General features: G+C 62.2%; 26 protein-coding genes and 1 other RNA gene. 12 read left to right on the top strand and 15 right to left on the bottom strand.

Annotated elements, in window-relative coordinates; genetic code table 11:
* The first annotated feature begins 25 nt into the window (after positions 1-25).
* Positions 26-679, top strand: coding sequence for a gamma-glutamylcyclotransferase (locus tag A462_RS03820; protein ID WP_003213974.1), 654 nt, complete (start codon positions 26-28; stop codon positions 677-679).
* Here the strand turns inward: A462_RS03820 and glpT are convergent.
* The 3 genes from glpT to A462_RS03805 all read right to left on the bottom strand — a co-directional run bounded on the left by glpT (position 676) and on the right by A462_RS03805 (position 3,901).
* A complete protein-coding gene (gene glpT / locus A462_RS03815; RefSeq protein ID WP_003213972.1) occupies positions 676-2,013 on the bottom strand; it encodes a glycerol-3-phosphate transporter in 1,338 nt (445 codons plus the stop codon). The two genes, A462_RS03820 and glpT, sit on opposite strands and share 4 nt — an antisense overlap.
* Before the next feature lie 220 nt (positions 2,014-2,233).
* Positions 2,234-2,851 (bottom strand): flagellar basal body-associated protein FliL, encoded by a 618-nt coding sequence (locus tag A462_RS03810; RefSeq protein WP_008438881.1) that lies wholly within the window; start codon positions 2,849-2,851, stop codon positions 2,234-2,236.
* A gap of 72 nt (positions 2,852-2,923) precedes the next feature.
* Complete coding sequence (locus tag A462_RS03805; RefSeq protein ID WP_008438882.1) at positions 2,924-3,901, bottom strand: NADPH:quinone oxidoreductase family protein; 978 nt, start codon at positions 3,899-3,901, stop codon at positions 2,924-2,926.
* Positions 3,902-4,050: 149 nt separating this feature from the next.
* Between A462_RS03805 and A462_RS03800 the strand changes: the two genes are divergently transcribed.
* Positions 4,051-4,458: a flagellar basal body-associated protein FliL gene (locus A462_RS03800; protein ID WP_008438883.1), complete on the top strand. Its 408-nt coding sequence runs from the start codon at positions 4,051-4,053 to the stop codon at positions 4,456-4,458.
* A 118-nt stretch (positions 4,459-4,576) separates the two neighbouring features.
* Here A462_RS03800 and A462_RS03795 read toward each other — a convergent pair whose 3' ends face one another.
* The 4 genes from A462_RS03795 to A462_RS03780 form a co-directional block, all read right to left on the bottom strand.
* Positions 4,577-5,695, bottom strand: coding sequence for an ABC transporter permease (locus tag A462_RS03795; protein ID WP_003213965.1), 1,119 nt, complete (start codon positions 5,693-5,695; stop codon positions 4,577-4,579).
* Position 5,696: 1 nt separating this feature from the next.
* On the bottom strand, positions 5,697-8,417 hold the full coding sequence (gene rbbA, locus A462_RS03790; RefSeq protein ID WP_003213964.1) for a ribosome-associated ATPase/putative transporter RbbA: 2,721 nt from the start codon (positions 8,415-8,417) through the stop codon (positions 5,697-5,699).
* The gene (locus tag A462_RS03785; protein WP_003213963.1) at positions 8,414-9,379 is read right to left on the bottom strand and encodes an HlyD family secretion protein; all 966 of its coding nucleotides are present in this window, start codon (positions 9,377-9,379) and stop codon (positions 8,414-8,416) included. The genes rbbA and A462_RS03785 overlap by 4 nt, the downstream gene beginning before the upstream one ends.
* Before the next feature lie 140 nt (positions 9,380-9,519).
* A complete protein-coding gene (locus A462_RS03780; RefSeq protein WP_003213961.1) occupies positions 9,520-9,969 on the bottom strand; it encodes an EVE domain-containing protein in 450 nt (149 codons plus the stop codon).
* A gap of 196 nt (positions 9,970-10,165) precedes the next feature.
* Between A462_RS03780 and A462_RS34675 the strand changes: the two genes are divergently transcribed.
* Positions 10,166-10,315, top strand: coding sequence for a hypothetical protein (locus A462_RS34675; protein WP_003213959.1), 150 nt, complete (start codon positions 10,166-10,168; stop codon positions 10,313-10,315).
* A gap of 7 nt (positions 10,316-10,322) precedes the next feature.
* Here the strand turns inward: A462_RS34675 and A462_RS03775 are convergent, their stop codons facing one another.
* The 4 genes from A462_RS03775 to A462_RS03765 form a co-directional block, all read right to left on the bottom strand.
* Positions 10,323-10,952: a 5-formyltetrahydrofolate cyclo-ligase gene (locus A462_RS03775; protein WP_008438889.1), complete on the bottom strand. Its 630-nt coding sequence runs from the start codon at positions 10,950-10,952 to the stop codon at positions 10,323-10,325.
* A 56-nt stretch (positions 10,953-11,008) separates the two neighbouring features.
* Positions 11,009-11,187, bottom strand: a non-coding RNA gene (ssrS, locus tag A462_RS33920) — 6S RNA.
* 30 nt (positions 11,188-11,217) lie between these two features.
* On the bottom strand, positions 11,218-11,535 hold the full coding sequence (locus A462_RS03770; protein ID WP_003213956.1) for a cell division protein ZapA: 318 nt from the start codon (positions 11,533-11,535) through the stop codon (positions 11,218-11,220).
* Entirely contained in the window at positions 11,532-11,741 is a 210-nt protein-coding gene (locus A462_RS03765) for a TIGR02449 family protein (RefSeq protein ID WP_003213954.1), read from the bottom strand. The genes A462_RS03770 and A462_RS03765 overlap by 4 nt, the downstream gene beginning before the upstream one ends.
* 139 nt (positions 11,742-11,880) lie before the next feature.
* Here A462_RS03765 and A462_RS03760 point away from each other — a divergent pair, with 139 nt between their 5' ends.
* From A462_RS03760 to gcvH, 9 genes are all read left to right on the top strand, one after another.
* Positions 11,881-12,438, top strand: coding sequence for a YecA/YgfB family protein (locus tag A462_RS03760; protein ID WP_003213952.1), 558 nt, complete (start codon positions 11,881-11,883; stop codon positions 12,436-12,438).
* Between the two features lie 20 nt (positions 12,439-12,458).
* Entirely contained in the window at positions 12,459-13,781 is a 1,323-nt protein-coding gene (gene pepP, locus A462_RS03755; RefSeq protein ID WP_008438890.1) for a Xaa-Pro aminopeptidase, read from the top strand.
* Entirely contained in the window at positions 13,778-14,965 is a 1,188-nt protein-coding gene (ubiH, locus tag A462_RS03750; RefSeq protein ID WP_003213948.1) for a 2-octaprenyl-6-methoxyphenyl hydroxylase, read from the top strand. The genes pepP and ubiH overlap by 4 nt, the downstream gene beginning before the upstream one ends.
* Positions 14,958-15,443: a DUF4442 domain-containing protein gene (locus tag A462_RS03745; RefSeq protein ID WP_003213946.1), complete on the top strand. Its 486-nt coding sequence runs from the start codon at positions 14,958-14,960 to the stop codon at positions 15,441-15,443. Before ubiH ends, A462_RS03745 begins: the two co-directional genes overlap by 8 nt.
* Before the next feature lie 9 nt (positions 15,444-15,452).
* Positions 15,453-16,670, top strand: coding sequence for a 2-octaprenyl-3-methyl-6-methoxy-1,4-benzoquinol hydroxylase (locus tag A462_RS03740; protein WP_177020368.1), 1,218 nt, complete (start codon positions 15,453-15,455; stop codon positions 16,668-16,670).
* 95 nt (positions 16,671-16,765) lie between these two features.
* Positions 16,766-17,770, top strand: a complete 1,005-nt coding sequence (locus tag A462_RS03735; RefSeq protein WP_008438892.1) for an extracellular solute-binding protein — start codon at positions 16,766-16,768, stop codon at positions 17,768-17,770.
* A gap of 197 nt (positions 17,771-17,967) precedes the next feature.
* Positions 17,968-19,584, top strand: a complete 1,617-nt coding sequence (locus tag A462_RS03730; RefSeq protein WP_003213940.1) for an ABC transporter permease — start codon at positions 17,968-17,970, stop codon at positions 19,582-19,584.
* A gap of 156 nt (positions 19,585-19,740) precedes the next feature.
* On the top strand, positions 19,741-20,823 hold the full coding sequence (gene gcvT / locus A462_RS03725) for a glycine cleavage system aminomethyltransferase GcvT (protein ID WP_003213938.1): 1,083 nt from the start codon (positions 19,741-19,743) through the stop codon (positions 20,821-20,823).
* Between the two features lie 51 nt (positions 20,824-20,874).
* Complete coding sequence (gene gcvH, locus A462_RS03720; protein ID WP_008438893.1) at positions 20,875-21,258, top strand: glycine cleavage system protein GcvH; 384 nt, start codon at positions 20,875-20,877, stop codon at positions 21,256-21,258.
* A gap of 39 nt (positions 21,259-21,297) precedes the next feature.
* Here the strand turns inward: gcvH and A462_RS03715 are convergent, their stop codons facing one another.
* The 4 genes from A462_RS03715 to A462_RS03700 form a co-directional block, all read right to left on the bottom strand.
* Complete coding sequence (locus tag A462_RS03715; RefSeq protein WP_008438894.1) at positions 21,298-22,440, bottom strand: DegT/DnrJ/EryC1/StrS family aminotransferase; 1,143 nt, start codon at positions 22,438-22,440, stop codon at positions 21,298-21,300.
* A 159-nt stretch (positions 22,441-22,599) separates the two neighbouring features.
* Positions 22,600-23,271: an outer membrane protein gene (locus A462_RS03710; RefSeq protein WP_008438895.1), complete on the bottom strand. Its 672-nt coding sequence runs from the start codon at positions 23,269-23,271 to the stop codon at positions 22,600-22,602.
* Positions 23,272-23,431: 160 nt separating this feature from the next.
* Positions 23,432-23,749: a DUF2388 domain-containing protein gene (locus tag A462_RS03705; protein WP_008438896.1), complete on the bottom strand. Its 318-nt coding sequence runs from the start codon at positions 23,747-23,749 to the stop codon at positions 23,432-23,434.
* A 69-nt stretch (positions 23,750-23,818) separates the two neighbouring features.
* On the bottom strand, positions 23,819-24,265 hold the full coding sequence (locus tag A462_RS03700) for an NfeD family protein (protein ID WP_008438897.1): 447 nt from the start codon (positions 24,263-24,265) through the stop codon (positions 23,819-23,821).
* Positions 24,266-24,275 lie beyond the last annotated feature (10 nt).

A 24,275-nucleotide genomic window follows, 5' to 3' on the forward strand; every position in this document is an offset into this window, starting at 1 on the left:
ACAAAGGAGACCTAAGCGATCTGCCATGACCGCCATTGAATCTGATCTTTTGCAATTGGCTTACCCTCCGCGGCTCGATCTGGGGCCGCAACTCACTCACGAACAGTTGATGAGCTCGATGCAAGCCACCATGGCGCTGCACAAGGGTGGGCCGGTCTGGCTATTCGCTTACGGTTCGCTGATCTGGCGGCCTGAATGCTCGTCGACACAACGCATGCGGGCGCGGGTCCACGGTTATCACCGGGGCTTGTACCTGTGGTCTCATGAGCACCGGGGCACGCCGGAAATACCGGGGTTGGTGTTTGGCCTGGATCGCGGCGGCTCGTGCAGCGGGTTTGCCTACCGCTTGCCGGAAGATCAACTGGAGGCCTCGCTGTATGCCCTGTGGCAGCGCGAGATGCCGTATCCCTCTTACCGGCCGCACTGGCTCAGCTGTCGTCTGGAAGATGGCAGCCAGGTGCAGGCATTGGGATTTGTCCTGGAACGGCACCTGCCCAGTTATGCCGGCAATTTGCCCGACATCGTGCTGAATCACGTGTTGCAGAGCGCTTGCGGGCGTTACGGCACTACGCGCGATTATGTCGAGCAGACCGTCAACGCCCTGCGTAGCCACGCTATGCCAGACAAGAATCTGGAGGCGCGGCTCAAGCGGTGTTCCAAAGGCTGTTCCGACGATTAACGTGCGGCACTGACGCTATTGGTGTGCCACAAGGTGGGGATCAGGAACGCGATGGCCAGCAGGCACGCGCCGATCAGCAATACGAAACCACCGTCCCAGCCGAAATGGTCAACGGTGTAGCCCATGGCCGCACTCGCTGCCACTGAACCACCCAGGTAACCGAACAAGCCCGTAAAGCCCGCTGCGGTACCGGCGGCTTTCTTCGGTGCCAGTTCCAGCGCCTGCAGGCCGATCAGCATCACCGGACCGTAGATCAGGAAGCCGATGGAGAACAGCGCGATCATGTCGATCATCGGGTTGCCCGGCGGGTTGAGCCAGTAAACCAGGGTCGCCACGGTGACCAGGCCCATGAACACAATGCCGGTCAGGCCACGGTTGCCACGGAAGATCTTGTCCGACATCCAGCCGCACAGCAGCGTGCCCGGAATGCCCGCCCACTCGTAGAAGAAGTACGCCCACGAGGTTTTATCCACGTCAAAGTGCTTGGCTTCCTTGAGGTACGTCGGTGCCCAGTCCAGCACGCCGTAGCGCAGCAGGTAGACGAAGACGTTGGCGAAGGCGATGTACCAGAGCATTTTGTTGCGCAGCACGTACTTGACGAAGATTTCCTTGGCGCTGAATTCGTCTTCGTGGCTGGCGTCGTAGCCTTCCGGGTAGTCGTTCTTGTATTGCTCGATAGGCGGCAGGCCCACCGATTGCGGGGTGTCGCGCATGGTGATGAAGGCAAATGCCGCCACCAGCAGGGCCACGGTGGCCGGCACGTAGAACGCCGCGTGCCAGTCGTTGAACCAGGCCATGCCCAGCAGGAACAGCGGGCCGATCAAGCCGCCGCCGACGTTATGCGCCACGTTCCATACGGAAACCACACCGCCGCGCTCCTTCTGCGACCACCAGTGCACCATGGTCCGCCCACTTGGCGGCCAGCCCATGCCCTGGGCCCAACCGTTGATGAACAGCAAAATGAACATCATGGTCACGCTGGACGTAGCCCAAGGTGCGAAACCGAAAATGAACATCACCCCGGCGGACACCAACAGGCCGAAGGGCAGGAAGTAGCGCGGGTTGGAGCGGTCGGACACCAGGCCCATGAGGAACTTGGACAGGCCGTAGGCAATTGCGATCGCCGACATTGCCAGGCCCAGCTGGCCACGGGTGTAACCCTCGTCGATCAGGTACGGCATGGCCAGGGAGAAGTTCTTGCGCAGCAGGTAGTACCCGGCGTAACCGAAGAAAATACCGGCGAAGATCTGCCAGCGCAGGCGTCGGTACGTGCTGTCTATTTTTTCTTCAGGCAGGGGCGCCTGATGTGCGGCAGGACGGAAGAAAGCAAACATTCAAGAGCTCCAGATTTCTTGTTTTGACTGCGGATGCGAATGTTACAGTTTCGTTACCGAAAATAGCACCGCCTCTTATCTGCGGGCATAGGAATTGAGTGCAATTGCATGTTCTTTTACGAACATGTCGCTTAGAGGCAAGTGAGGGACGTTTTCAGGAGGGGATGCCAAGAAGCTGTGGTGAGGGAGCAAGCTCCCTCACCACAGGCAGTGATTCGGTTCAGTTGCCGTTGGCGGCTGCGATATCACCTGGAAGCAGGTGTTCCTGGATCTTCTGGCTGCGGGATTCCACCAGTTGACCCTGGTCGTCGAAGCGCAACACGATCAGCCAGTCATACACATTTTCCGGCCATTTCTTCATGCCGGTCAGCGCCGCGCCGTCACCGCCGAAGGCCTCGATCAACTTGTCGATATGCCCGTGATGCCAGGCGATCAACACGGTCTGCGCCTGGTTGGACTTGCGCAGGGACTTCACCAGCTTGCCGACTTGATCATCTGAGTAGGGGGTTTCAAGCGGGAGCTGCAGGCGCTGGGCCAGGGGTGTCAGGGTCAGGCGCGGGCGAGAGCTTTCCTTGCTGTCGCTGGTAGCGATCAGCCGCTGGGGCACCACGGAGATGCCGTTCAACAGCAGCGGGTCGAAATAGCTGGCGTAGGCCGCCGCCCGCTGTTCGCCCTTGGGGCTCAGCAACGGACCTTCATCGGGTTTTTCCGCATGGCGCACGATCAGCACCGTCACGTTGTTCAGCCCGCGTACATCCTTGCCCTCTTTATGGGCAAAGGCGTGAGCCGACACCATCATCAACAACCCCAGAAACAGCGCGCGCAGCGGTGTGACCATTATTCATTCCTGCCAGTGAGTGCCTCGGCCGATCATGGGCCCAGGCACTCCGCGGACAAAATGAAACAATAGTCAGCGTAGCTGCACCACGACCTTGCCCACAGCCTTGCGCTGGCCGAGGTCGTTGATCGCCTGCGCCGCCTGCTCCAGCGGGTACACCTGGGACACCAGCGGCTTCAACTTGCCCTCGGCGAACCAGCCGAACAGTTGCTGGAAGTTGGCGGCATTGTCCTGCGGCTGGCGCTGGGCGAACGACCCCCAGAACACCCCGACCACCGCCGCGCCCTTGAGCAGCGCCAGGTTCACCGGCAACTCAGGAATGCGCCCGCTGGCAAAGCCCACCACCAGCAGCCGGCCATTCCAGGCGATGCCGCGAATGGCCTGGTCAAACAGGTCGCCGCCCACCGGGTCGTAGATCACATCCACGCCGTTGCCGCCGGTAAGGCGTTTGATCTCGTCCTTGAGGCTGGCTTCGCTGTAGTTGATCAACTCATTGGCACCGGCAGCCTTGGCCACCGCCAGCTTGTCGGCGCTGCTGGCCGCGGCGATCACCCGGGCGCCCATGGCCTTGCCGATTTCCACCGCAGCCAGGCCGACGCCGCCGGAGGCACCGAGCACCAGCAGGGTTTCCCCGGGTTGCAGGTTGGCCCGTTGCTTCAGGGCGTGCATCGACGTGCCGTAGGTCATGCTGAAAGCGGCGGCGGTATTGAAGTCCATGCTCGGCGGGATCGGCAGCACGTTGTAGCCCGGCACCGCGACCTGCTCGGCGAAGCTGCCCCAGCCGGTCAGGGCCATCACCCGGTCACCGACCTTCAGGTGGCTGACGTTCTCACCGACTTGGCTGATCACGCCTGCCGCTTCACCGCCCGGCGAAAACGGGAAGGGCGGCTTGAACTGGTACTTGCCCTCGATGATCAGGGTGTCCGGGAAATTGACCCCGGCCGCATGCACGTCCAACAGGATTTCGTTCTTCTTGATCGCCGGGCTTTCGACGTCTTCCAGCACCAGGTTTTCGGCGGGGCCGAAGGCTTTGCACAGCACAGCTTTCATCGGACTATTCCTTTTGGCGTGTTGGCCGATAAGTGTAGGTGGGCAGGGCGACGGGTCAACGAGCATGCCCCGGCCTGATAAGTCGCCATAAGCTTGTGCTCAGGGCTGCTAGCGTTATGCTACTGGGCAACCGAATTGAGGAATGAACTGTGAAAGCGTGGATCCTGTTGATGCTGGCCCTGACACTGCCGATGGCCGCCCAGGCCGAAGAAGCCAAAGAAGGCGAAGCGCCGAAGGTCAGCTATATCAGCCTGAGCCCGCCGTTTGTCGGTAACTACGGCCTGGATGGCACCGCGAAGCTGCGGGTGTTCAAGGCGGATATCGCCCTGCGGGTCACCGGTCCCGAGGCAGCCGCTGCCGTGAAAGCCAACGACGCGCTGATTCGCAACCAATTGGTGGCGCTGTTTACCCAGCAGACCAACGACACCATGAGCAGCGTTGATGGGAAGGAAAAACTGCGCCAGGAAGCCCTGAAGCAGACCCAGCAAGTGATGAACGACGAAACCGGCAAGCCGCAGGTTGAGGATCTGTTGTTCAACAACCTGATCATCCAGTAAGCCGATCGCTTCGCGCCCTTCGCGAGCAAGCCCGCTCCCACATTTAACCGCATTCTCATGTTAGAACTCGGTCAAGTGTGGGAGCGGGCTTGCTCGCGAAGAGGCCCTGACAGACACCTCAGGAAGCCAGGCTCTTCCTGAACCGCGCCAACGCCACCGCAAAGAACAGCAACCCAATCCCCGCCAGCGCCAGCAAGTCCGGCCACACCACATTCACACCCGCATCCCGGAACAGAATCGCCGCACTCAGGCTCACAAAGTGCGTCGACGGCGAGCCCTGCATCACCCATTGCAACCACTGCGGCATGCTGTCCAGCGGCGTGCTGCCGCCGGACAACAGCAGCATCGGGATAATCACCGGGATCGCCAGCAGGCCAAACTGCGGCGTCGAGCGGGCGAGGGTGGCGAGGAAGATGCCGAGGGCAGTACTGGCAAACAGGTACAGCGCCGTCACCAGCAAAAACAAAGTCAGCGACCCGGCCAGCGGCACGCCGAGCAAGCCTTTCACCACCACTTCCAGCGACAGCCAGGTGCACAGCACCACCACCAGCATGTTGCTCCAGATTTTCGCCAGCATGATTTCCAGCGCAGTCAGCGGCAGCACCAGCAAATGGTCGAGGGTGCCGTGTTCGCGCTCACGCAGCAGCGCGGTGCCGGTCAGCACGATGGCGAGGATGGTGATGTTGTTGACGATCTGGATCACCGCCAGAAACCAGCCGCCTTCCAGGTTGGTATTGAACAGCGCCCGGGTGGTCAGCAGCGCCGGCGCCTTTTGGGCGGCATCGGCCTGGTTGCCATAGGTCAGCAATTCCCGCTGGAAAATCCGTCCGATATACCCGGCACCCATGAATGCCTGGCTCATGGCCGTGGCATCGACGTTGACCTGCACCCCCGGCTGGCGCCCGGCCAACAGGTCGGCCTGGAAATTCGCCGGCACGTTGATCACGAAGGTGTACTGGCCGCTGTCCATCACCTTGTCCAGTTGGTCGTACGGCAACGGCACCGCCGCCTGGAATTCCGGCGGTTGCAGCGCTTCGGCCAGTTGCCGGGAAAGCGCGCTGTGGTCTTCATCCACAAAGGCCACGCTGGCGTTGTGCACGCCGATCACCGAGCCGGCGGCGGGCATATAGATGGCGACGGTAAAGGCGTAGAACAGGAACAGCAGCAACACGCTGTCGTGGCGCAGGCTGGTCAGTTCCTTGATGCCGAGGCGCAGGATATGGGCGAACTTGTGCATCTCAGGCCTCCTGCTTCTTGAGCATGATCAGGCTAAGCCCGGTGAACCCCAGGAAAAACCCGAACAGCGCCAGGCACTGTGGCCATAGCTGACGCAGGTCCAGGGCCTTGGTAAAGGTGCCCACCGCAATGTCGAGGAAGTAGCCCGCCGGGAACAACATGCCCATCAACGCGGCGGCGCCTTCCAGGGACGAGCGCGGCACGATCAGCCCGGAGAACTGGATGGTCGGCAGGCTGGTGATGATCATGGTGCCGAGGATCGCTGCGATCTGGGTGCGGGTGAACGCGGAAATCAGCAGGCCCATGCTGGTGGTGGCCAGCACATACAGCAGGCCGCCGAAAGCCAGGGTCACGCCGCTGCCCTTGAACGGCACGCCGAACAGCCAGCGGTTCATCGCCACCAGCAGGCCCAGGTTGATCAGGCTCACGGCCAGGTACGGCGCCTGCTTGCCCAACAGGAATTCCAGGCGGGTCAGGGGTGTGGCGTAGAAGTTGGTGATGGAGCCCAGTTCCTTCTCGCGCACGATCCCCAGGGCCGTGAGCATCGCCGGGATAAACGCGAGGATCAGCGCCATCACGCCGGGACCGATAGCGTTCACGCTGACCACGTCCTGGTTGTAGCGAAAGCGGGTTTCCAGTTTGGCGGCCGCTTGCTGATTCAATGGTGTGCTGTTCAGTTCGGCCAGTTGTTGGAGGTTGGCCTGGTGCACGGCCTCGACATAATTGCGGCTGGTTTCCGCACGGAACGGCATGCCGCCATCGAGCCAGGCGGCCACGGCGGGTTGGCGGCCGGCGTAGAGATCGCGGCCGAACCCTGGCGGAATCTCCAGCGCCAGTTTGATTTCCGAGCGTTGCAGGCGTTTGTGCAGTTCGTTGGAGTCAGTGATCGGCGGCTGTTCGGCGAAATAGCGCGAACTGCGAAAGGCTTCCAAGTAGGCCCGGCTTTGCGGCGTCTGATCCTGGTCGTAGACGGCGAAGGCGAGCTTCTCCACGTCCAGGGAAATGCCGTAGCCGAAGATCACCATCATGAAAATCGCCCCCAACAGGGCGAAGGCCATGCGCACTTTGTCCCGCAGCAGTTCCTTGCCTTCGCGGCTGGCCACGGCCAACAGGCGGGCGACGCTGAACCCGCGTTTGCTGACGGGTGGGGCCATGGGTTCGCTGACGGTTTCGGAGGGCGCGGTGGTCGCTTCGGGCGCGCCTTGGGCCTGTTCGAGGCAGGTGACGAACGCCGCTTCCAGGGTTTCGCCGTGGAACTGCTGTTGCAGCGCGTCCGGCGTGTCGCAGGCCAGCACCTTGCCCGCGTGCATCAGCGAGATGCGGTCGCAGCGCTGGGCTTCGTTCATGAAGTGGGTGGACAGGAAGATCGTCACGCCCTGTTCCCGGGACAGTTCGATCAGCAGCCGCCAGAAGTCATCCCGCGCGGCCGGGTCGACGCCCGAGGTCGGCTCATCGAGGATCAGCACTTCCGGGCGGTGCAGCACCGCCACCGCCAGGGACAAGCGCTGGCGCAGGCCCAGCGGCAACTCGCCGGACGGCTGCTCGGCAACGTCGCCCAGGTCAAAACGCTTGATCAACTCGTCGATGCGCTGGCCGCTCTCGGCCTTGGGCAGGTCGAACAACTGCGCATGCAGCACCAGGTTCTGGCGCACGCTGAGTTCGCCGTACAGCGAGAAGCTTTGCGACATGAAACCCACGCGCTTGCGGGTGGCCAGGTCCTTGGCGTTGACCGGGTTGCCCAGCAGCGTGGCGGTGCCCTCGGTGGCGGGCATCAACCCGGTGAGGACTTTCATGGTGGTGGTCTTGCCGCAGCCGTTGGAGCCGAGGAAACCAAAGATCTCGCCCCGGCCTATGGCGAAGCTGACCTTGTTGACTGCCGTGAAGTCGCCGAAGCGCAAGGTCAGGTCGTGGGCTTCGATGGCGATGTCGGTGTTGTCGCTTTGCCGGGGCGGAATCACCAGCGGTTCATTGTTATGGGCACTGTCGCCCTGGAAATGGGTGAAGGCTTCATCCAGTTTGCCGCTGGGCGTCGCGGCGGCGAGTTCGCTGCTCAGGCCGTCGGCGATCAGCTTGCCGCGGTCGAGCATCAGGCAGTGTTCAAACTGCTCGGCTTCTTCCATGTAGGCGGTGGCCACCAGCAGTGTGAGCTGCGGGCGTTCGCTGCGTACGGTTTCCACCAGTTCCCAGAAGCGTCGACGGGACAGCGGGTCGACGCCGGTGGTGGGTTCGTCGAGGATCAACAGGTCAGGGTCGTGGATCAGTGCACAGCACAGGCCGAGTTTCTGCTTCATGCCGCCGGAGAGCTTGCCGGCAGGTCGCTCGGCGAAGCGTGCGAGGTCGGTGGCGAGCAGCAGGTTGTGCATGCGCTGGTCGCAATCGGCTTTTGACAGGCCGAACAGCGTGGCAAAGAACCGGATGTTTTCGCTGATGGACAGCTCGGGGTAAAGGTTACCGCCCAGGCCTTGAGGCATGAAGGCGATACGCGGGTACAGGCTGTTGCGGTGGCGGCGGTCTTCGATGGCGCCACCGAGTACTTGCAGCTCGCCCTGTTGAAGCTTTTTGACCCCGGCGATCAAGCCCAGCAGGCTCGACTTGCCGGCGCCGTCCGGGCCGATCAACCCGCAGCGTGTGCCGGCAGGCAGGCTGAAGGCGATGTCGATCAGCGCCTGTTGCTTGCCGTAGCGATGGTTGATCCCCGTGGCGTGCAGCGCCAGGCCGTTCATTGCAGGTTGGCCGGCCAGTCCAGGTCAGCGGTGCGCACATAGCCGGCGCCGGGCATGCCCGGTTTGGCTTGGGGCACGGCGCTTGGTTGGGTCAGGCGCAGCTTGACCCGGAACACCAGCTTCTGGCGTTCGTCGCGGGTTTCCACTTCCTTGGGGGTGAACTGCGACTTGGCGGCGACGAAGCTGATTTTCGCCGGCAGCGGTTGCTTCGGCAGGGCGTCGAGGACGATCCGCGCTTCGCTGCCGACGGTCAGGGCGCCGGTCACCGAGGCCGGCAGATACAGGTTCATGTACTGATCGTTGGGGTCGATCAGCAGCAACACGCGGCCACCGGCGCCGAGTACTTCACCCGGCTCGGCCAGGCGCAACTGGATGATGCCGTCGATGGGCGCCCGCAGGCTGCTGTCTTCGATTTCGCTGGTGAGCTGCGCGACCTGGGCCTGGGCCGCACCGATGGCGGCTTTTACCGAATTGACCTGGGCCTGTGCAGCAACCACCGCGGCATTGCCGGTGTTCTGGCGGGCTTGCTGCTGGTCGATCAACTGGCCGCTGGCGAAGCCGCGCTTGTACAGCTCCTGGGTGCGCTTGAGTTCCTGGCTGGCCAGCAGTTGTTCGCTCCGGCGCAGTTGCACATTGGCTTCGGCAGCAGCGAAATTCTCCCTGGCCCGCAGCACTTCGGCTTCGGCCTGGGCGCGCTGGGCTTCCAGGGTGCGGGTGTCCATGCGCGCCAGCAGTTGGCCCTTGAGCACCTTGTCGCCTTCGTCCACCCGCACTTCGGCGAGGCGCCCGGGGATCTTGGCGGCGATCTGCACTTCAGTCGATTCCAGCCGGCCATTGCCCATGCTCAAGCCTTCGGGCAGGCGGTCCTGGGTGGATTGCCAATAGCCGAAGCCGCCGGCGGCCAGCAGCAAGACAATCAATGGAATGGCGAAAAGATGGGAGGTACGGTGGTTCGTCGACATGGGTGCATCCTGCGGCGTTAGCGTCCTAGTTTGACCGATCCTGCCCGGAGGCCCTTGATGCGGGTCAAATGAAGCGCCAGCCTAACCCGGTTGGCGCGCAGATGCATGCGCCATGGGCGTGACCGCAGGGTTCTGCTGTTTCAGCGCAGGCCGAGTACGGCGGCCCATTGCTCGGCGGTGACCGGCATCACCGAAAGGCGGCTGCCTTTTTGCACCAGGGGCAACTCGGCGAGGGCGGTTTGCTGTTTCAGATAGCCCAGCCCCAGGACCTTCGCAAAGGTCTCGACGTGGGCAACATTGATCGCGCTCCACGGATTTTTTTCAGGGCTGGCCTTGGCGTCGAAATAATGACTGTCGGGCTCCAGCGCGGTCGGGTCCGGGTAGGCTGCCTCGACGATTTTACCGATGCCGGCAATCCCCGGTTCCGGGCAGCTGGAGTGGTAGAAGAAGAACTGGTCACCCACCGCCATCGCCCGCAGGAAGTTCCGCGCCTGGTAGTTGCGCACCCCGTCCCACCGGGCCTCGCCGAGCTTTTCCAGGCCCTTGATGGACAGTTCATCAGGCTCGGATTTCATCAGCCAATAGGCCATGTTTTCGCTCCTCAAAAGTCGATTGGGAAAGTTGTCCTGCAATTTTATGACAAACCGACAGTCGGTTGGCGTCAAGGTTTGCGTGTTGGTTCACGTTAACGCAGAATGCCGGGGTTTTGAGCTTGACGCAGCTGGCACGGACTACTAATGGAACGTTGCTGTCATCGTGTGCAAGATGCCTGAAGGGGGGCAATCGATGAAACGCAAACCGGATTTACTATGGATTTTGGTTATTTTGTTCGGCCTGGGCGTTGTGACCACCGGCTATGCGCAGAGCTTGTGGTCGAACAAGACTGACGCACCGATTGAACTCGCACAGCAACAGCCGCAACCGTTCAAACGCTGACCCGTCTTCAAGGCGCTGCTGATTCCAGTAGCGTCTCTGCTATATACCAATCCTTATCGGTGACTGTGCCCTCAAGCGGTACATCCCAGCTTGCCTGTGCCAATCGTTCGACCTTCTGGCATTCATGGGCCAGGCCCAACAGCGTCGGCTTGCGCCAGGATTTCCGGCGGGCCATGTAGGCCAGGCTGCGGTCATAAAACCCGCCGCCCATGCCCAACCGTCCGCCCACATCATCAAAACCAACCAGTGGCAGCAGCACCAGGTCCAGCGCCCAGACCTTGCGTTGCCGGCTGGCATTTACCTGGGGCTCGAGGATGCGAAAACGGTTGGGCCTCAGCTTTTCGCCGGGGCGCACTCGCTGGAATACCATCTTGGTTCGCGGCCATGCACTGAGCACCGGCAGGTACGTCGCCTTGCCCCGGCGCTGTGCAGCGCGCAGCAGCAGGCGCGGATCGATTTCACCGTCCGTCGGTAGATATAAGGATAGGTGTTTGGCCCGGCGAAACAGCGGGTGCTGTGCCAGTTGCCGATACAGGCCCAGGGCGGCCTGGCGTTGCTCGCTTGGCGTCAGGGCGCGGCGGGCGTTGCGCAGCATGCGTCGAAGTTGCGGGCGGGAAAGCGGCGCAGGTTCGGTCATGGTTTTCGGCTCATAAAACAATGCCAGTCCTGGGACTGGCATTGGATTTGGGAATCAGGCTCCCCGACAGAACCGCTGTCGACTTAGCCCTTGAACCCGAAAGTTCAAGGTGGAAGAAACAGTAGGCTTTAAGGCTTTCCGTCTAGCGGACATGCACACCAGCCCAACGTGTAACTTCCAGGGTAGTGCGAATCGGCTCAGGGACATCGCCGACTGGCAAGCACGCCAGGGAGTCGGGCGAGTATACCCGAAACCGACGCCGCAATCAGCCCTTGGGTGGCTCTGGATCGGTAGAAAGTACCAGATCGACCCGCTCCAGCAGGTCGCGCACCTGCTCGCGCGTCGAGCCGCTGGCCTGCACGTCAGGCCGTTCCTGCTTATGCAGCAGATCGTGGGTAATGTTCAGGGCGGCCATCACGGCGATGCGATCGGCGCCGATGACTTTGCCGCTGCTGCGGATTTCGCGCATCTTGCCGTCCAGGTAGCGGGCAGCGCTCACCAGGTTGCTGCGTTCTTCCTGGGGGCAGATGATCGAATATTCTTTGTCGAGAATCTGCACGGTGACGCTATTGCTTGAACTCATGAGTCTTGCTCCAGGGCCTTCAGGCGCGAAATCATCGATTCGACCTTACGCCGGGCGATTTCGTTTTTTTCAATGAGGTGAGCGCGTTCCTCGCGCCAGGTCTTTTCCTGAGCTAATAGGAGTCCGTTTTGGCTCTTAAGTTGCTCGACCCGGTTAATTAGCAGCTCGAGTCTGGCCATCAGCGCTTGCAGGTCGGTGTCTTCCATTGGGTTCCACTGGATTTTGTCTGATGAATGGCAACTGCTGGATAAACGATCTGACGCCCTCGATAGTCTTGGTACGTCTGCCGATGCTAGGATACAGCGCTTCATTCTAGACATTGCGCCGTCTGGCGCCTAGCTCACCATGCCCATTCAGAACTCCCCGTACGATGCTTTTTCCAAACTGCTGAGTTCCAGCGGTCATCCTTGCTCGCCTGCCGAACTGCACGGCGTGCTGCTGGGCCGCAGCTGCACCGGTGTCGGCTTTGATGCCGACAACTGGCTGGCCGACGTCGCCGAGCTGCTGGAAACCGAGCCTACCGAAAACGTGCGCAATGCGCTCATCGGCCTGCAAGAGATGGTTAAAGGCGAGCTGACCGGTGATGACGTCACCGTCGTCCTGCTGCTGCCTACCGATGACGCGCCGCTCACCGAGCGTGCCGCCGCGTTGGGCCAATGGTGCCAAGGCTTCCTCCACGGTTTCGGCGTGAACGCCGGCGGCCTCGACCTGAGCACCGATGCCCAGGAAGTGCTGCAGGACCTGGCCGCCATCTCTCAGGTGCAAGACGCCCTGGAAGAGTCCGAAGACGGCGAAAGCGACTACATGGAAGTCATGGAATACCTGCGCGTCGCGCCGCTGCTGCTGTTCACCGAGACCCGTAAATCGGCTGAGCCCGCTGCACCCAAGCCGTCGCTGCACTAAGAAAGGAAGCCCATCTGCCCATGATCCATATCCCCAAAGCGGAATACACCCGGCGCCGCAAGGCGCTCATGGCGCAGATGGAACCCAACAGCATCGCCATCCTGCCGGCGGCCGCGGTAGCCATCCGCAACCGTGACGTCGAGCACGTCTACCGCCAGGACAGCGACTTCCAGTACCTGAGCGGCTTCCCGGAACCGGAAGCGGTGATCGTGCTGATGCCTGGCCGCCAACACGGCGAGTACGTGCTGTTCTGCCGCGAACGCAACGCCGAGCGCGAACTGTGGGACGGCCTGCGAGCGGGCACCGAAGGCGCGATTCGCGAGTTCGGCGCCGATGACGCCTTCCCGATTACCGATATCGACGACATCCTGCCCGGCCTGATCGAAGGCCGTGACCGGGTGTATTCGGCCATGGGCAGCAATGCCGAATTCGACCGGCACCTGATGGAGTGGATCAACGTGATCCGCTCTAAAGCGCACCTCGGCGCCCAGCCGCCGAACGAATTTGTTGCCCTGGATCATCTGCTTCACGACATGCGCCTGTATAAATCGGCGGCAGAAGTGAAGGTGATGCGCGAGGCGGCACGGATTTCCTGCGCGGCCCATGTACGGGCGATGCAGGCCAGCCGCGCCGGGTTGCATGAGTTCAGCCTGGAAGCGGAGCTCGACTACGAGTTTCGCAAGGGCGGGGCGAAGATGCCGGCCTATGGTTCCATCGTCGCCTCGGGGCGCAACAGCTGCATCCTGCACTACCAGCAGAATGACGCGGTGCTCAAGGATGGTGACCTGGTGCTGATCGACGCCGGTTGCGAGATCGACTGCTACGCCAGCGACATCACCCGCACCTGGCCGGTGAGCGGCAAGTTTTCCGCCGAGCAGAAGGCGATTTATGAAATCGTGCTGGCTTCCCAGGAAGCCGCCTTTGCCGAAATCGCCCCGAACAAGCATTGGAACCAGGCCCACGAGGCGACGGTGCAAGTGATCACTGCCGGGCTGGTGAAGCTGGGATTGTTGCAGGGTGATGTCGACGAACTGATCGCCAGTGAAGCCTATAAAGCCTTCTACATGCACCGCGCCGGCCACTGGCTGGGGATGGATGTGCACGATGTGGGCGAATACAAGGTCGGCGGCGAGTGGCGGGTGCTGGAAGTTGGCATGGCACTGACCGTGGAGCCGGGGATTTACATCTCGCCGGACAACCAGAACGTGGCGAAGAAATGGCGTGGCATTGGCGTACGCATCGAGGACGACGTGGTGGTGACCAAGCAAGGCTGTGAAATTCTGACCGGTGGCGTGCCCAAGTCCGTCGCCGAGATCGAAGCATTGATGGCGAGCGCCCGATGAGCCGGGTCAACCTGGCGATTATCGGCGGCGGCCTGGTGGGTGCCAGCCTCGCATTGGCCTTGCAGGCCGGGGCCAAGGCCCGGGGCTGGAAGATCGTGCTGATCGAGCCGTTTGCCCCCGGCGACAGCTACCAGCCGAGCTATGACGCGCGTTCTTCAGCGCTGTCCTTTGGCGCGCGGCAGATCTATCAACGGTTGGGCGTGTGGCAGGAAATCTCTCGCCGCGCCGAGCCGATCAAACAGATTCATGTGTCGGACCGTGGCCGCTTCTCTACTGCGCGCCTGTCGGCCATGGAAGAGGGCGTGCCGGCGCTTGGCTACGTGGTGGAAAACGCCTGGCTGGGCCAATGCCTGTGGCAAGGGCTGGACAAGGACGTGGTCAGTTGGCGTTGCCCGGCGGAAGTTACGCGCATGGAGCCGCTTGCCGATGGCTACCGCCTGACCCTCAATGACGAAACCGTGCTGGAGTGCGACCTCGCGGTGCTGGCCGATGGCGGTCGCTCAGGTTTGCGCGAGCAACTGGGCATCGGCGTTAAAAAGCGGCCGTACAACCAGAGCGCGCTGATCGCCAACATCACCCCAAGCGAGGCCCACAACGGCGAGGCGTTCGAGCGGTTCACCGACGAAGGCCCGATGGCCTTGCTGCCGTTGCCGGACAACCGTTGCGCGCTGGTCTGGACCCGCATCGGCATGGACGCCAAGCGCCTGGCCGAGCTGGACGAACGCAGCTTCCTGAGTGAACTGCAGGGCGTGTTCGGCTACCGCCTGGGCACCCTCAAGCAAGTCGGTGCGCGCCACCTGTACCCGCTGACGCTCGTGGAAGCGGAAGAACAAGTGCGCTCTCATCTGGCCGTACTTGGCAATGCCGCCCACAGCCTGCACCCGATTGCCGGTCAGGGCTTCAACCTGTCCCTGCGGGATGCCTACGCGTTGGCCGAGGCGCTGCTGGCCGGGCCGGCGATTCCGGGCGACCTGGCGACACTGCAGGCTTACCGCGAGCGTCAGCGCATGGACCAGAAACTCACCGTCGGCTTCTCCGATCAGGTCACCCGCCTGTTTGGCAGTGCGCAACCGTTGGTCGCGCTGGGCCGCAACATGGGCTTGCTGGGCCTCGACTTGCTGCCGCCGGCCAAGCGCTGGTTCGCGCGCCAGGCCATGGGCCTGGGCACCCGTCCCGATGCGTGAGTGGCTGACCCGACGCCTGGGCAAGGCGCGGCTGTTGCGCTGGATCATGACCCTGTACCCGCCGTACCTCGGGGCCGGAGTTCGGGTGTTGCACATCGGCAGCGATTTCCGCGAGGTCAAGGTGCGCATGGGCCTGGGCTGGTACAACCGCAACTACGTCGGCACGCAGTTTGGCGGCAGCCTGTATTCGATGGTCGACCCGTTCTACATGCTGATGCTGATGGAGAACCTGGGCCGCGACTACATTGTCTGGGACAAGGCTGCCGCTATCGACTTTATCTCGCCGGGCAAAGGCCCGGTGTTCGCCGAATTTTCCATCGACCAAGCGTTGCTGGACGAGATTCGCCAGCACACCGCCAGCGGCGACAAGTATTTACCGCAGCTCAAGGTACAGATTCATGACGGCTCCGGCACCCTGGTGGCGCGGGTCGACAAAACCCTTTACGTGCGGCGCAAGCTGCAATCGAGACAGGCTTAAAGCATGGACATGCGCGCAGATGTGCTGATTGTCGGGGCCGGAATGGTCGGAAGCGCCCTGGCGCTGGCGTTGCAGGGCAGTGGCCTGCAGGTGCTGCTGCTCGACGGCAGCCCCCTGAGCGTCAAGCCGTTCGACCCTCATGCTGCGTTCGAACCGCGGGTGAGCGCCTTGTCGGCCGCCAGCCAGCGCATCCTCGAGCGCCTTGGCGTGTGGGGCGGCATTGTCGAGCGACGTGCCAGCCCGTACGGCGAGATGCAGGTGTGGGACGGCAGCGGCACCGGGCAGATCCACTTCTCGGCGGCCAGCGTGCATGCCGAGGTGCTGGGGCATATCGTCGAAAACCGTGTGGTCCAGGACGCCTTGCTCGACCGCCTGCACGACTGCGACCTCGGCCTGTTGGCCAATGCGCGCCTGGAACAGATGCGCCGCTCCGGCGATGACTGGCTGCTGACCCTCGCCGATGGCCGCACCTTGCGCGCGCCACTGGTGGTCGCGGCGGACGGTGCCAACTCGGCAGTACGTCGCCTGACCGGCACCGCTACCCGTGAGTGGGATTATTTGCACAACGCCATCGTCACCAGTGTGCGCAGCAGCCAGGTGCATCAAAAGACGGCCTGGCAGCGTTTTACCGACAATGGCCCGCTGGCGTTCCTGCCGCTGGTGCGGGACGGGCAGGAAGACTGGTGTTCGATCGTCTGGTCGACCACCCCGAGTGAGTCCGAGCGCTTGATGGCGCTGGACGATGAAAGCTTCTGCCGTGAACTGGAAAATGCCTTCGAAGGCCGCCTGGGCAGCGTGATAAGCGCCGATCCACGGCTGTGCGTGCCGTTGCGTCAGCGCCACGCCAAACGCTACGTGGCCGAAGGCCTGGCATTGATTGGCGACGCGGCCCACGTCATTCATCCGCTGGCGGGGCAGGGCGTGAACCTGGGCTTCCTCGATGCGGCCGTGCTGGCCGAGGTGCTGCTGGCGGCCAACGAGCGCGGCGAGCGCCTGGCGGATGTGAAGGTGCTCAGCCGTTACGAGCGTCGGCGCATGCCGCACAACCTGGCGCTGATGGCGGCGATGGAAGGCTTTGAGCGGTTGTTCCAGGCCGATCAACTGCCGTTGCGCTGGCTGCGTAATGCAGGGCTGAAGGTGGTTGAGCAGATGCCGGAGGCCAAGGCGTTGTTTGTGCGTCAGGCATTGGGTTTGACCGGGGATTTGCCGGAGCTGGCCAAGGCCTGAGTACGCTGTGCAACATCTGGTAACGGCTCCGTTGAGCGTTACCAAATGTGAGTCCTTATCATTTGCGCTCTTTTTGCAAATGAGAGACCGCACCCATGCTGGCACCCAAGCGCCTCCTGACTGCCCTGGCACTCACTCTTATCGGCAGCACCACCGTGCAGGCGGCCGATGAGGTCGTGGTCTACTCCTCGCGCATCGACGAACTGATCAAGCCGGTGTTCGACGCCTACACCAAGAAGACCGGCGTGCAGGTGAAGTTCATCACCGACAAGGAAGCGCCGCTGATGCAGCGCATCAAGGCCGAAGGTGAAAACGCCACCGCCGACCTGCTGCTCACCGTCGACGCCGGCAACCTCTGGCAGGCCGAGCAGATGGGCATCCTGCAGCCGTTCACCTCTGCGGTGATCGACAAGAATATTCCCCTTCAATACCGTTCTTCGGCCCATGCCTGGACCGGCCTGAGCCTGCGAGCGCGGACCATCGCCTACTCCACCGATCGCGTGAAACCGGGCGACCTGACCACCTACGAAGCCCTGGCCGACAAACAGTGGGAAGGCCGCCTGTGCCTGCGCACCGCGAAGAAGGTCTACAACCAGTCGCTGACCGCCACCCTGATCGAAACCCACGGCGCGGCCAAGACCGAGGAAATCGTCAAGGGCTGGGTCAACAACCTGTCCACCGACGTGTTCTCCGATGACATTGCCGTGCTGGAAGCGATCAACGCCGGGCAGTGTGACGTGGGCATCGTGAACACCTACTACTACGGCCGCCTGCACAAGCAGAAGCCGGACCTGGCGGTGAAGTTGTTCTGGCCGAACCAGGGCGACCGCGGGGTGCACGTCAACCTGTCGGGCATCGGCCTGACCAAGCATGCACCGCACCCGGAAGCAGCCAAGGCGCTGGTGGAGTGGATGACCACGCCGGAAGCGCAGAAGATCTTTGCGGATGTGAACCAGGAATTCCCGGCCAACCCGGCGGTGCCGCCGTCGGCGGAAGTGGCGACCTGGGGCAAGTTTGTAGCTGACACATTGCCGGTGGAAGTGGCGGGCAAGCGTCAGGCTGAGGCGATTCGCTTGATGGATCGCGCTGGCTGGAACTAGATACAATTTGCAAGGCGCCGCCGATCTAAATGTGGGGGCGGGCTTGTGTGGGAGCGGGCTTGCTCGCGAAGAGGGTGTATCAGTCACATAGGCGTTGACTGACACGCCGCTTTCGCGAGCAAGCCCGCTCCCACACAAGCCCGCTCCCACATTGGTTAGCGCTGGCTTCAAGCTATTCATTCTCTGAGAATTAACCTTTGGCCCATCCCGCCCAACGCCGCTGGTACCTGCCGGTCTTCACCGTCGCCGCCCTGGTGCTGCTGCCGTTGAGCGTGCTGTTGCTGTCGTGGCAGACCATCGACCACCAGATCTGGTCCCACCTGTGGGAAACCCAGATGCCACGTCTGCTGGGCAACACCTTGACCCTGGTGCTGGGCGTCGGTGTGGGCGTTACGCTGCTGGGCGTCAGCCTGGCCTGGCTGACCAGCCTCTGCGAATTCCCCGGCCGGCGCTGGCTGGACTGGGCGTTGATGCTGCCCTTCGCGATTCCCGCCTATGTGCTCGCCTTCGTCTTCGTCGGCCTGCTGGACTTCTCCGGCCCGGTGCAAACCCTGCTGCGCGAATGGTTTGGTACAGGCTTGCGCCTGCCGCGTGTGCGCTCGACCAGCGGTGTGATCATCGTGCTGGTGCTGGTGTTCTACCCCTACGTTTATCTGCTGGCACGCACCGCGTTCCTCGCCCAGGGCAAAGGCCTGATGGAAGCGGCGCGTGTCTTGGGGCAGTCGCCGTGGCAAGCGTTCTGGCGGGTGGCCCTGCCCATGGCGCGTCCCGCCATCGGTGCGGGCGTGGCCCTCGCGCTGATGGAAACCCTGGCGGATTTCGGTGCCGTCTCGGTGTTCAACTTCGACACCTTTACCACCGCGATCTACAAGACCTGGTACGGCTTTTTCAGCCTCTCCAGTGCCGCGCAACTGGCCAGCCTGTTGCTGTTGGTGGTGATGCTGGTGCTGTACGGCGAACGCCGTGCCCGGGGCGCCAGCCGGCCGAGCAACGAGCGACCTCGCGGCAAGGCGCTTTACCATCTGCGCGGGTTCAAGGCGGCGTTGGCCAGCGGTTGGTGCGGATTGGTGTTCGCCTGCGCGTTCGTGATCCCGATGCTGCAACTGGTGGCCTGGTTCTGGCAGCGTGGCCGTTTCGACCTGGACGAGCGCTACGCCGGTTTGATCGTCCATACCCTGTACCTGGGCGGTATGGCTGCCCTGATCACCGTCAGCGTGGCCCTGGTGCTGGCGTTCGCCCATCGCCTGGCGCCCACCCGGGCCATCCGCTCCGGCATCAGCCTGGCCAACGTAGGCTACGCGCTGCCCGGCTCGGTACTGGCGGTGTCGATCATGCTGGCGTTCAGCTACCTGGATCGTGAACTGGTGATCCCGGTCTCCGGCTGGCTGGGGGGCGCCGGCAAACCGCTGTTACTGGGCAGTTTGTCGGCCTTGCTGCTGGCGTATCTGGTGCGCTTCATTGCGGTGGCCTACGGGCCGCTGGAAAACAGCCTGGCGCGAATCCGTCCATCCTTGCCGGAAGCCGCCCGCAGTCTTGGGGTCAGCGGGCCGCGACTGTTTTGCAAAGTGTATCTGCCACTTTTGCTGCCGGGCACCCTGAGCGCGGCGCTGCTGGTGTTTGTCGATGTGCTCAAGGAAATGCCGGCGACCCTGCTGATGCGCCCGTTCGGCTGGGACACGCTGGCGGTGCGGATTTTCGAGATGACCAGCGAAGGGGAGTGGGCGCGGGCTTCGCTGCCGGCCCTGACCCTGGTATTGGTGGGGCTGTTACCGGTCATCGGGTTGATCCGACGTTCGGCGCGACGAATCGGTTAGGTGCCAGTCCTACGGCTTGAGGCTACAATGCGCGGCATTCGGTGCGGTCGATCTTTCAGATCGGGTTGCTGAACGCGGCTACAGGCCTTGTATTTCAAGGCGTGCGGCCCGAACGGCGACCGTCCGCACCTTCGCCACGCCCGGAAGGAGAAACCCATGGGACAGCGCACGCCTCTGTATGACCTGCATCTCGCCCTTGGCGCGAAAATGGTCGATTTTGGCGGTTGGGATATGCCTTTGCACTACGGCTCGCAGGTTGAGGAGCACCATCAGGTGCGACGCGACTGCGGGGTGTTCGATGTATCCCATATGACCGTGATCGATATCACAGGCCCCCAGGCCAAGGAATGGCTCCAGCATTTGCTGGCCAATGATGTTGACCGATTGCACGGCTGCGGCCGCGCGTTATACAGCGCCATGCTCAACGAGCAGGGCGGCGTGGTGGACGACATGATCGTCTACCGTACCGAGGGCGGTTACCGGCTGGTGGTCAACGCCGCCACCCGTGACCAGGACATGGCCTGGATGCAGGCTCGGCTCGGCAGCTATCAGGCCCAGCTCCGCGAGCGGCCCGAATTGGCCATGCTCGCCATTCAAGGCCCCCATGCCCGGCAAAAGATCGCTGAACTGGTGACCCAGTCCCGCGCCACCCTGATCCATCAGCTCAAGCCCTTTGAAGGCCTGGCTGACGGCGACTGGTTTATCGCGCGCACCGGTTACACCGGCGAAGACGGTCTTGAAATTGTCCTGCCGGCCGATCAGGCCCCGGCGTTCTTCAACGACCTGGTAGGCGCAGGCATTTCGCCCATCGGCCTCGGCGCCCGCGACACGCTGCGCCTTGAGGCCGGCATGAACCTCTACGGTCAGGATATTCATCAGGACGTTTCGCCCCTGGCAGCCAACATGGCCTGGAGCATCGCCTGGGAGCCGGCCGAGCGGGATTTCATCGGCCGCGCCGCCCTGGAAGCCGAAAAGGCTGCGGGTGTGAAGTCCAAGCTGGTCGGCCTGGTGCTGGAAGAGCGCGGGGTTTTACGCGCTCACCAGGTGGTTCGTATCGCCAATGTTGGCGAAGGAGAGATCACCAGTGGTAGTTTCTCTCCTACGCTAAGCAAATCCATTGCCCTGGCGCGTGTGCCGTCGGCGACTGCTGACCGGGCCGAGGTGGAAATCCGCGGCAAGTGGTACCCGGTTCGGGTGGTCAAACCGACGTTCGTGCGCCATGGCAAAACATTGATCTAACTTTTCCGGCGGGCCAATGGCCGCTGACATTTTTCCTTGAGGACACAGACTATGAGCGATATCCCTGCCGACCTGCGTTTTGCCGAAAGTCACGAATGGGCCCGTCTGGAAGCTGACGGCACCGTGACCGTCGGGATCTCGGACCATGCCCAGGAAGCATTGGGGGATGTAGTGTTCGTTGAGTTGACCGAAGTCGGCAACGTATTTGAGGCGACTCAGCAGGCGGGTGTAGTTGAATCCGTTAAGGCCGCTTCGGATATCTACTCGCCAATTGCTGGCGAAGTGATCGCGGTGAACGACGCCTTGAGCGGCGAGCCAGAACTGTTGAACTCCGACCCTTACGGCGCCTGGATCTTCAAGCTCAAGCCAAGCAACTCGGCTGAGCTGGACAAGCTGCTGGACGCTGCCGGTTACAAGGCTGCCATCGGCGAGTGATCCCGCTGCGGGAGCCGGCAACCGGCTCCCGCAAAGGTTTTATCCGCGCTTCAATACCGCTTTGACCGCCGCTACCGAACGCTCTACATCCGCCTTCGTCATCGCCGTGAACATCGGCAACGACACAATCAAACGCCCGACTTTTTCCGCTACCGGGAACATGCCTTCCTTGAATCCCTGCGCCTTGTACAAGCTCAGCAGGTGGATCGGCGGGTAGTGATAGCCAATGCCGACGCCGTGGGCCTGCATCTGCTCCATGAACGTTGCGCGCGCCGGCAACCCGTCCTGGCGCTCCGGCAGTACCAGCTGGAACAGGTGCCAGTTGCTGTTTTCGAAGTCTGCCGGTGGCAATTGCGCGCCGTACTTTTCTTCGAAATCACTGCCGAAGCATTCGAAATAGTGCCGTGCCAGTTCCTGGCGATGGGCAGTGATCTTCTCGATGTGGGCAAATTGGCCCAGGCCGATGGCCGCTGCGATGTCGGTCATATTGAACTTGCCGCCGAGTACATCCACGTCCAGGCCGTCGAAGCCGGTGCGGGTCACGCCCTGCAGGCGATATTTTTCCGCCAGGCGCGCTTCTTCAGCGTTGTTCAATACCAGGCAGCCGCCTTCGGATGAGGTGATGTTTTTGTTCGCCTGGAAGCTGAACGACACGAAATCGCCGGTAGCACCAATGCGCTGGCCATCCCAGCTGGAGCCCAGGGCCTGGGCGGCGTCTTCGACGATGCGCAGGTTGTACTTGTTGGCCAGGGCGTAGAGCAATGGCATGTCCAGTGGCAGACCGGCCAGGTACACCGGGATGATCGCCTTGGTGCGCGGCGTGATCGCGGCTTCTACCTGGGCCAGGTCGATATTGCGGGTTACGGGGTCGATATCGGCGAACACCGGAGTGGCGCCGACTTCCAGAATCACGTTGGCCGTGGCGACCCACGAAATCGGGGTGGTGATGACTTCATCTCCAGGGCCGATACCGGCGATGCGCAAGGCGATCTCCATGGTGCAGGTGCCCGAGTTGAAGGTGCGCACCGGGCGCCCGCCAAAGTATTCCGACAACTGCGCTTCGAACGCCTGCACTTTCGGCCCGCTGGTGATCCAGCCGGAGCGCAGTACGTCGCCCACCGCCGAGATGGTGGCTTCATCAATGGTGGGCTTGGAGAACGGCAGAAAGGGCAGTTGGCTCATGACGTTGAAGGCATCCGTTTCAGAAAGGCGCTGAGAAAAAAGCATATCAATGCCGCGCATGGTTGCACGGCTCGACTGAATATAGCCTGTCGCCTGTGAATGAATCGTCGCGCCTGAAACAAAAAATGCCGCCTCGGGAGCGGCATTTCAGCATCGGTGTCAGAAGGCAACGCGTGCCTCAAGAAACACGTTCTGCTCTTTGAGCTTGCCTTTGAGCTGTTCGTCCCGGGCGTTGATCCGATTGGCGAACGTGTTGTAGCCGGTCTCGATCCCGCCCATGTCCACGTAACGCCAGCCGGTACCCAGGGTCAGGGTTTCGCTGACCTTGGCATCCAGCCCCAGGCCAACGCTGTAGGCGAAGTTGTATTGGCGATTGCTGGCGAAACGGCGGGTGTCGTTGGTCTGGTAACCCTCGGCGTCAACCTGGGCCACGCCGACTCCCGCCATACCGTAGAACGACAGCCATTCATTGATCGGGATGTTTTTATAACCGTTGAGCATCAGGCGCTGGCTGTCGGTGCGCAGGCTGTTGACGTTGGCATTGAACGGTGCCCAATGGGATTTGAAGGTCGAGTGGCTGGGCATCGTGTATTCCCCCTCCAGGCGCCAGCCATCGGCAAAGGCATAGCCCACGGCGAATGAGCCGGTGAAAGTCTTGCTGCTGTCGGGGGCTTCTACCCGGTGGGTTACGCGTGGGCTGGTCAGCAGTGAGCTTGAGAGATTCTGCCGGGCGCTGTTGAGCTTTGCCGACCCGTACCAGCTTTCTGCCTGGGCATAAGGCGTGGCAACCGCGGCGAGCAGCAGGGCGTAGGAGAGTTTTTGCATGGTCATCGATTCACTCAGTCTGAAGGGAATCGATAGCTTGTTGCCGGGCGCGCCTGCAACTCGACAGGACTTTTCCTGTTCAGATGCGGAATCGCCAGCGTCTGGCGTAGGAAATCAGGGCAAAAAAATGCCGCTCTCGAGGAACGGCATTTTTTATGCGGCGGTATTACTCGGAAGCAATGGCGTTTTTTGCCAGGATTGCGTTCGCCAGGTCCATATCCGTGGCCTTGAGGCCAGGGTTATCGGCGCGGACTTTCTGCATCGCAGCTTCCAGGTATGGGCCACGGATGTTGCCGTCACTGGCGACGAAGCTACCGGCGTCGTCCTGGGCGGCGACTACCATTTTGTGGTCCTTGAAGGTCAGGTACGTCGAGCCGGTCGTGGCACCCGATGAGATGACATTACGCCAGAAGCTGTCGGCCATGGCTGAACCGACAGGAAGGGAAAGCACAGCGAGGGTTGCGACAGCATATTTTAGACGCATGATGGGTGACTCCGACTGGGTTATCTGAACAGTTTGATTGTAGATAGCCCAGCCGAGTTCCATGGATGACTAAACAGTTTCAACCTGCAAAATAACGCCTTCCTGACCAATGACACGTACGTGTGCCCCAGCCGGCGCGTCCGGCCCGGATGCCATCCACACACCGTCACCCACCTTGATCTTGCCACGGCCCTCGACGATGGCCTGATGCACCACAAAGGTGCGACCGATCAACTCGGAGCCGCGCATGTTCAGCCCCGGCTGGTCGCTGACCTTGGCGCTGCTGCGCTGGCGTCGCCACCAGTACACCGCCGTGAGGATCGACAACACGGCGAACAGCAGCAGTTGCCACTCCAACCCCAGGCTCGGCACCAGGAACTTGATCACGCCCACGGCTGCCGCGGCGATGCCCATCCACAGCAGATAACCACCGGCACCGAACACTTCAAGGATCAACAGCACCGTGCCCAGTGCCAGCCAGTCCCAAAACGACAGGTGCTGCAGGAATTCCCACATGGTGCGTGCC

This window comes from Pseudomonas sp. Ag1 (genome assembly GCF_000278565.1).
Classification (GTDB): Bacteria; Pseudomonadota; Gammaproteobacteria; order Pseudomonadales; family Pseudomonadaceae; genus Aquipseudomonas.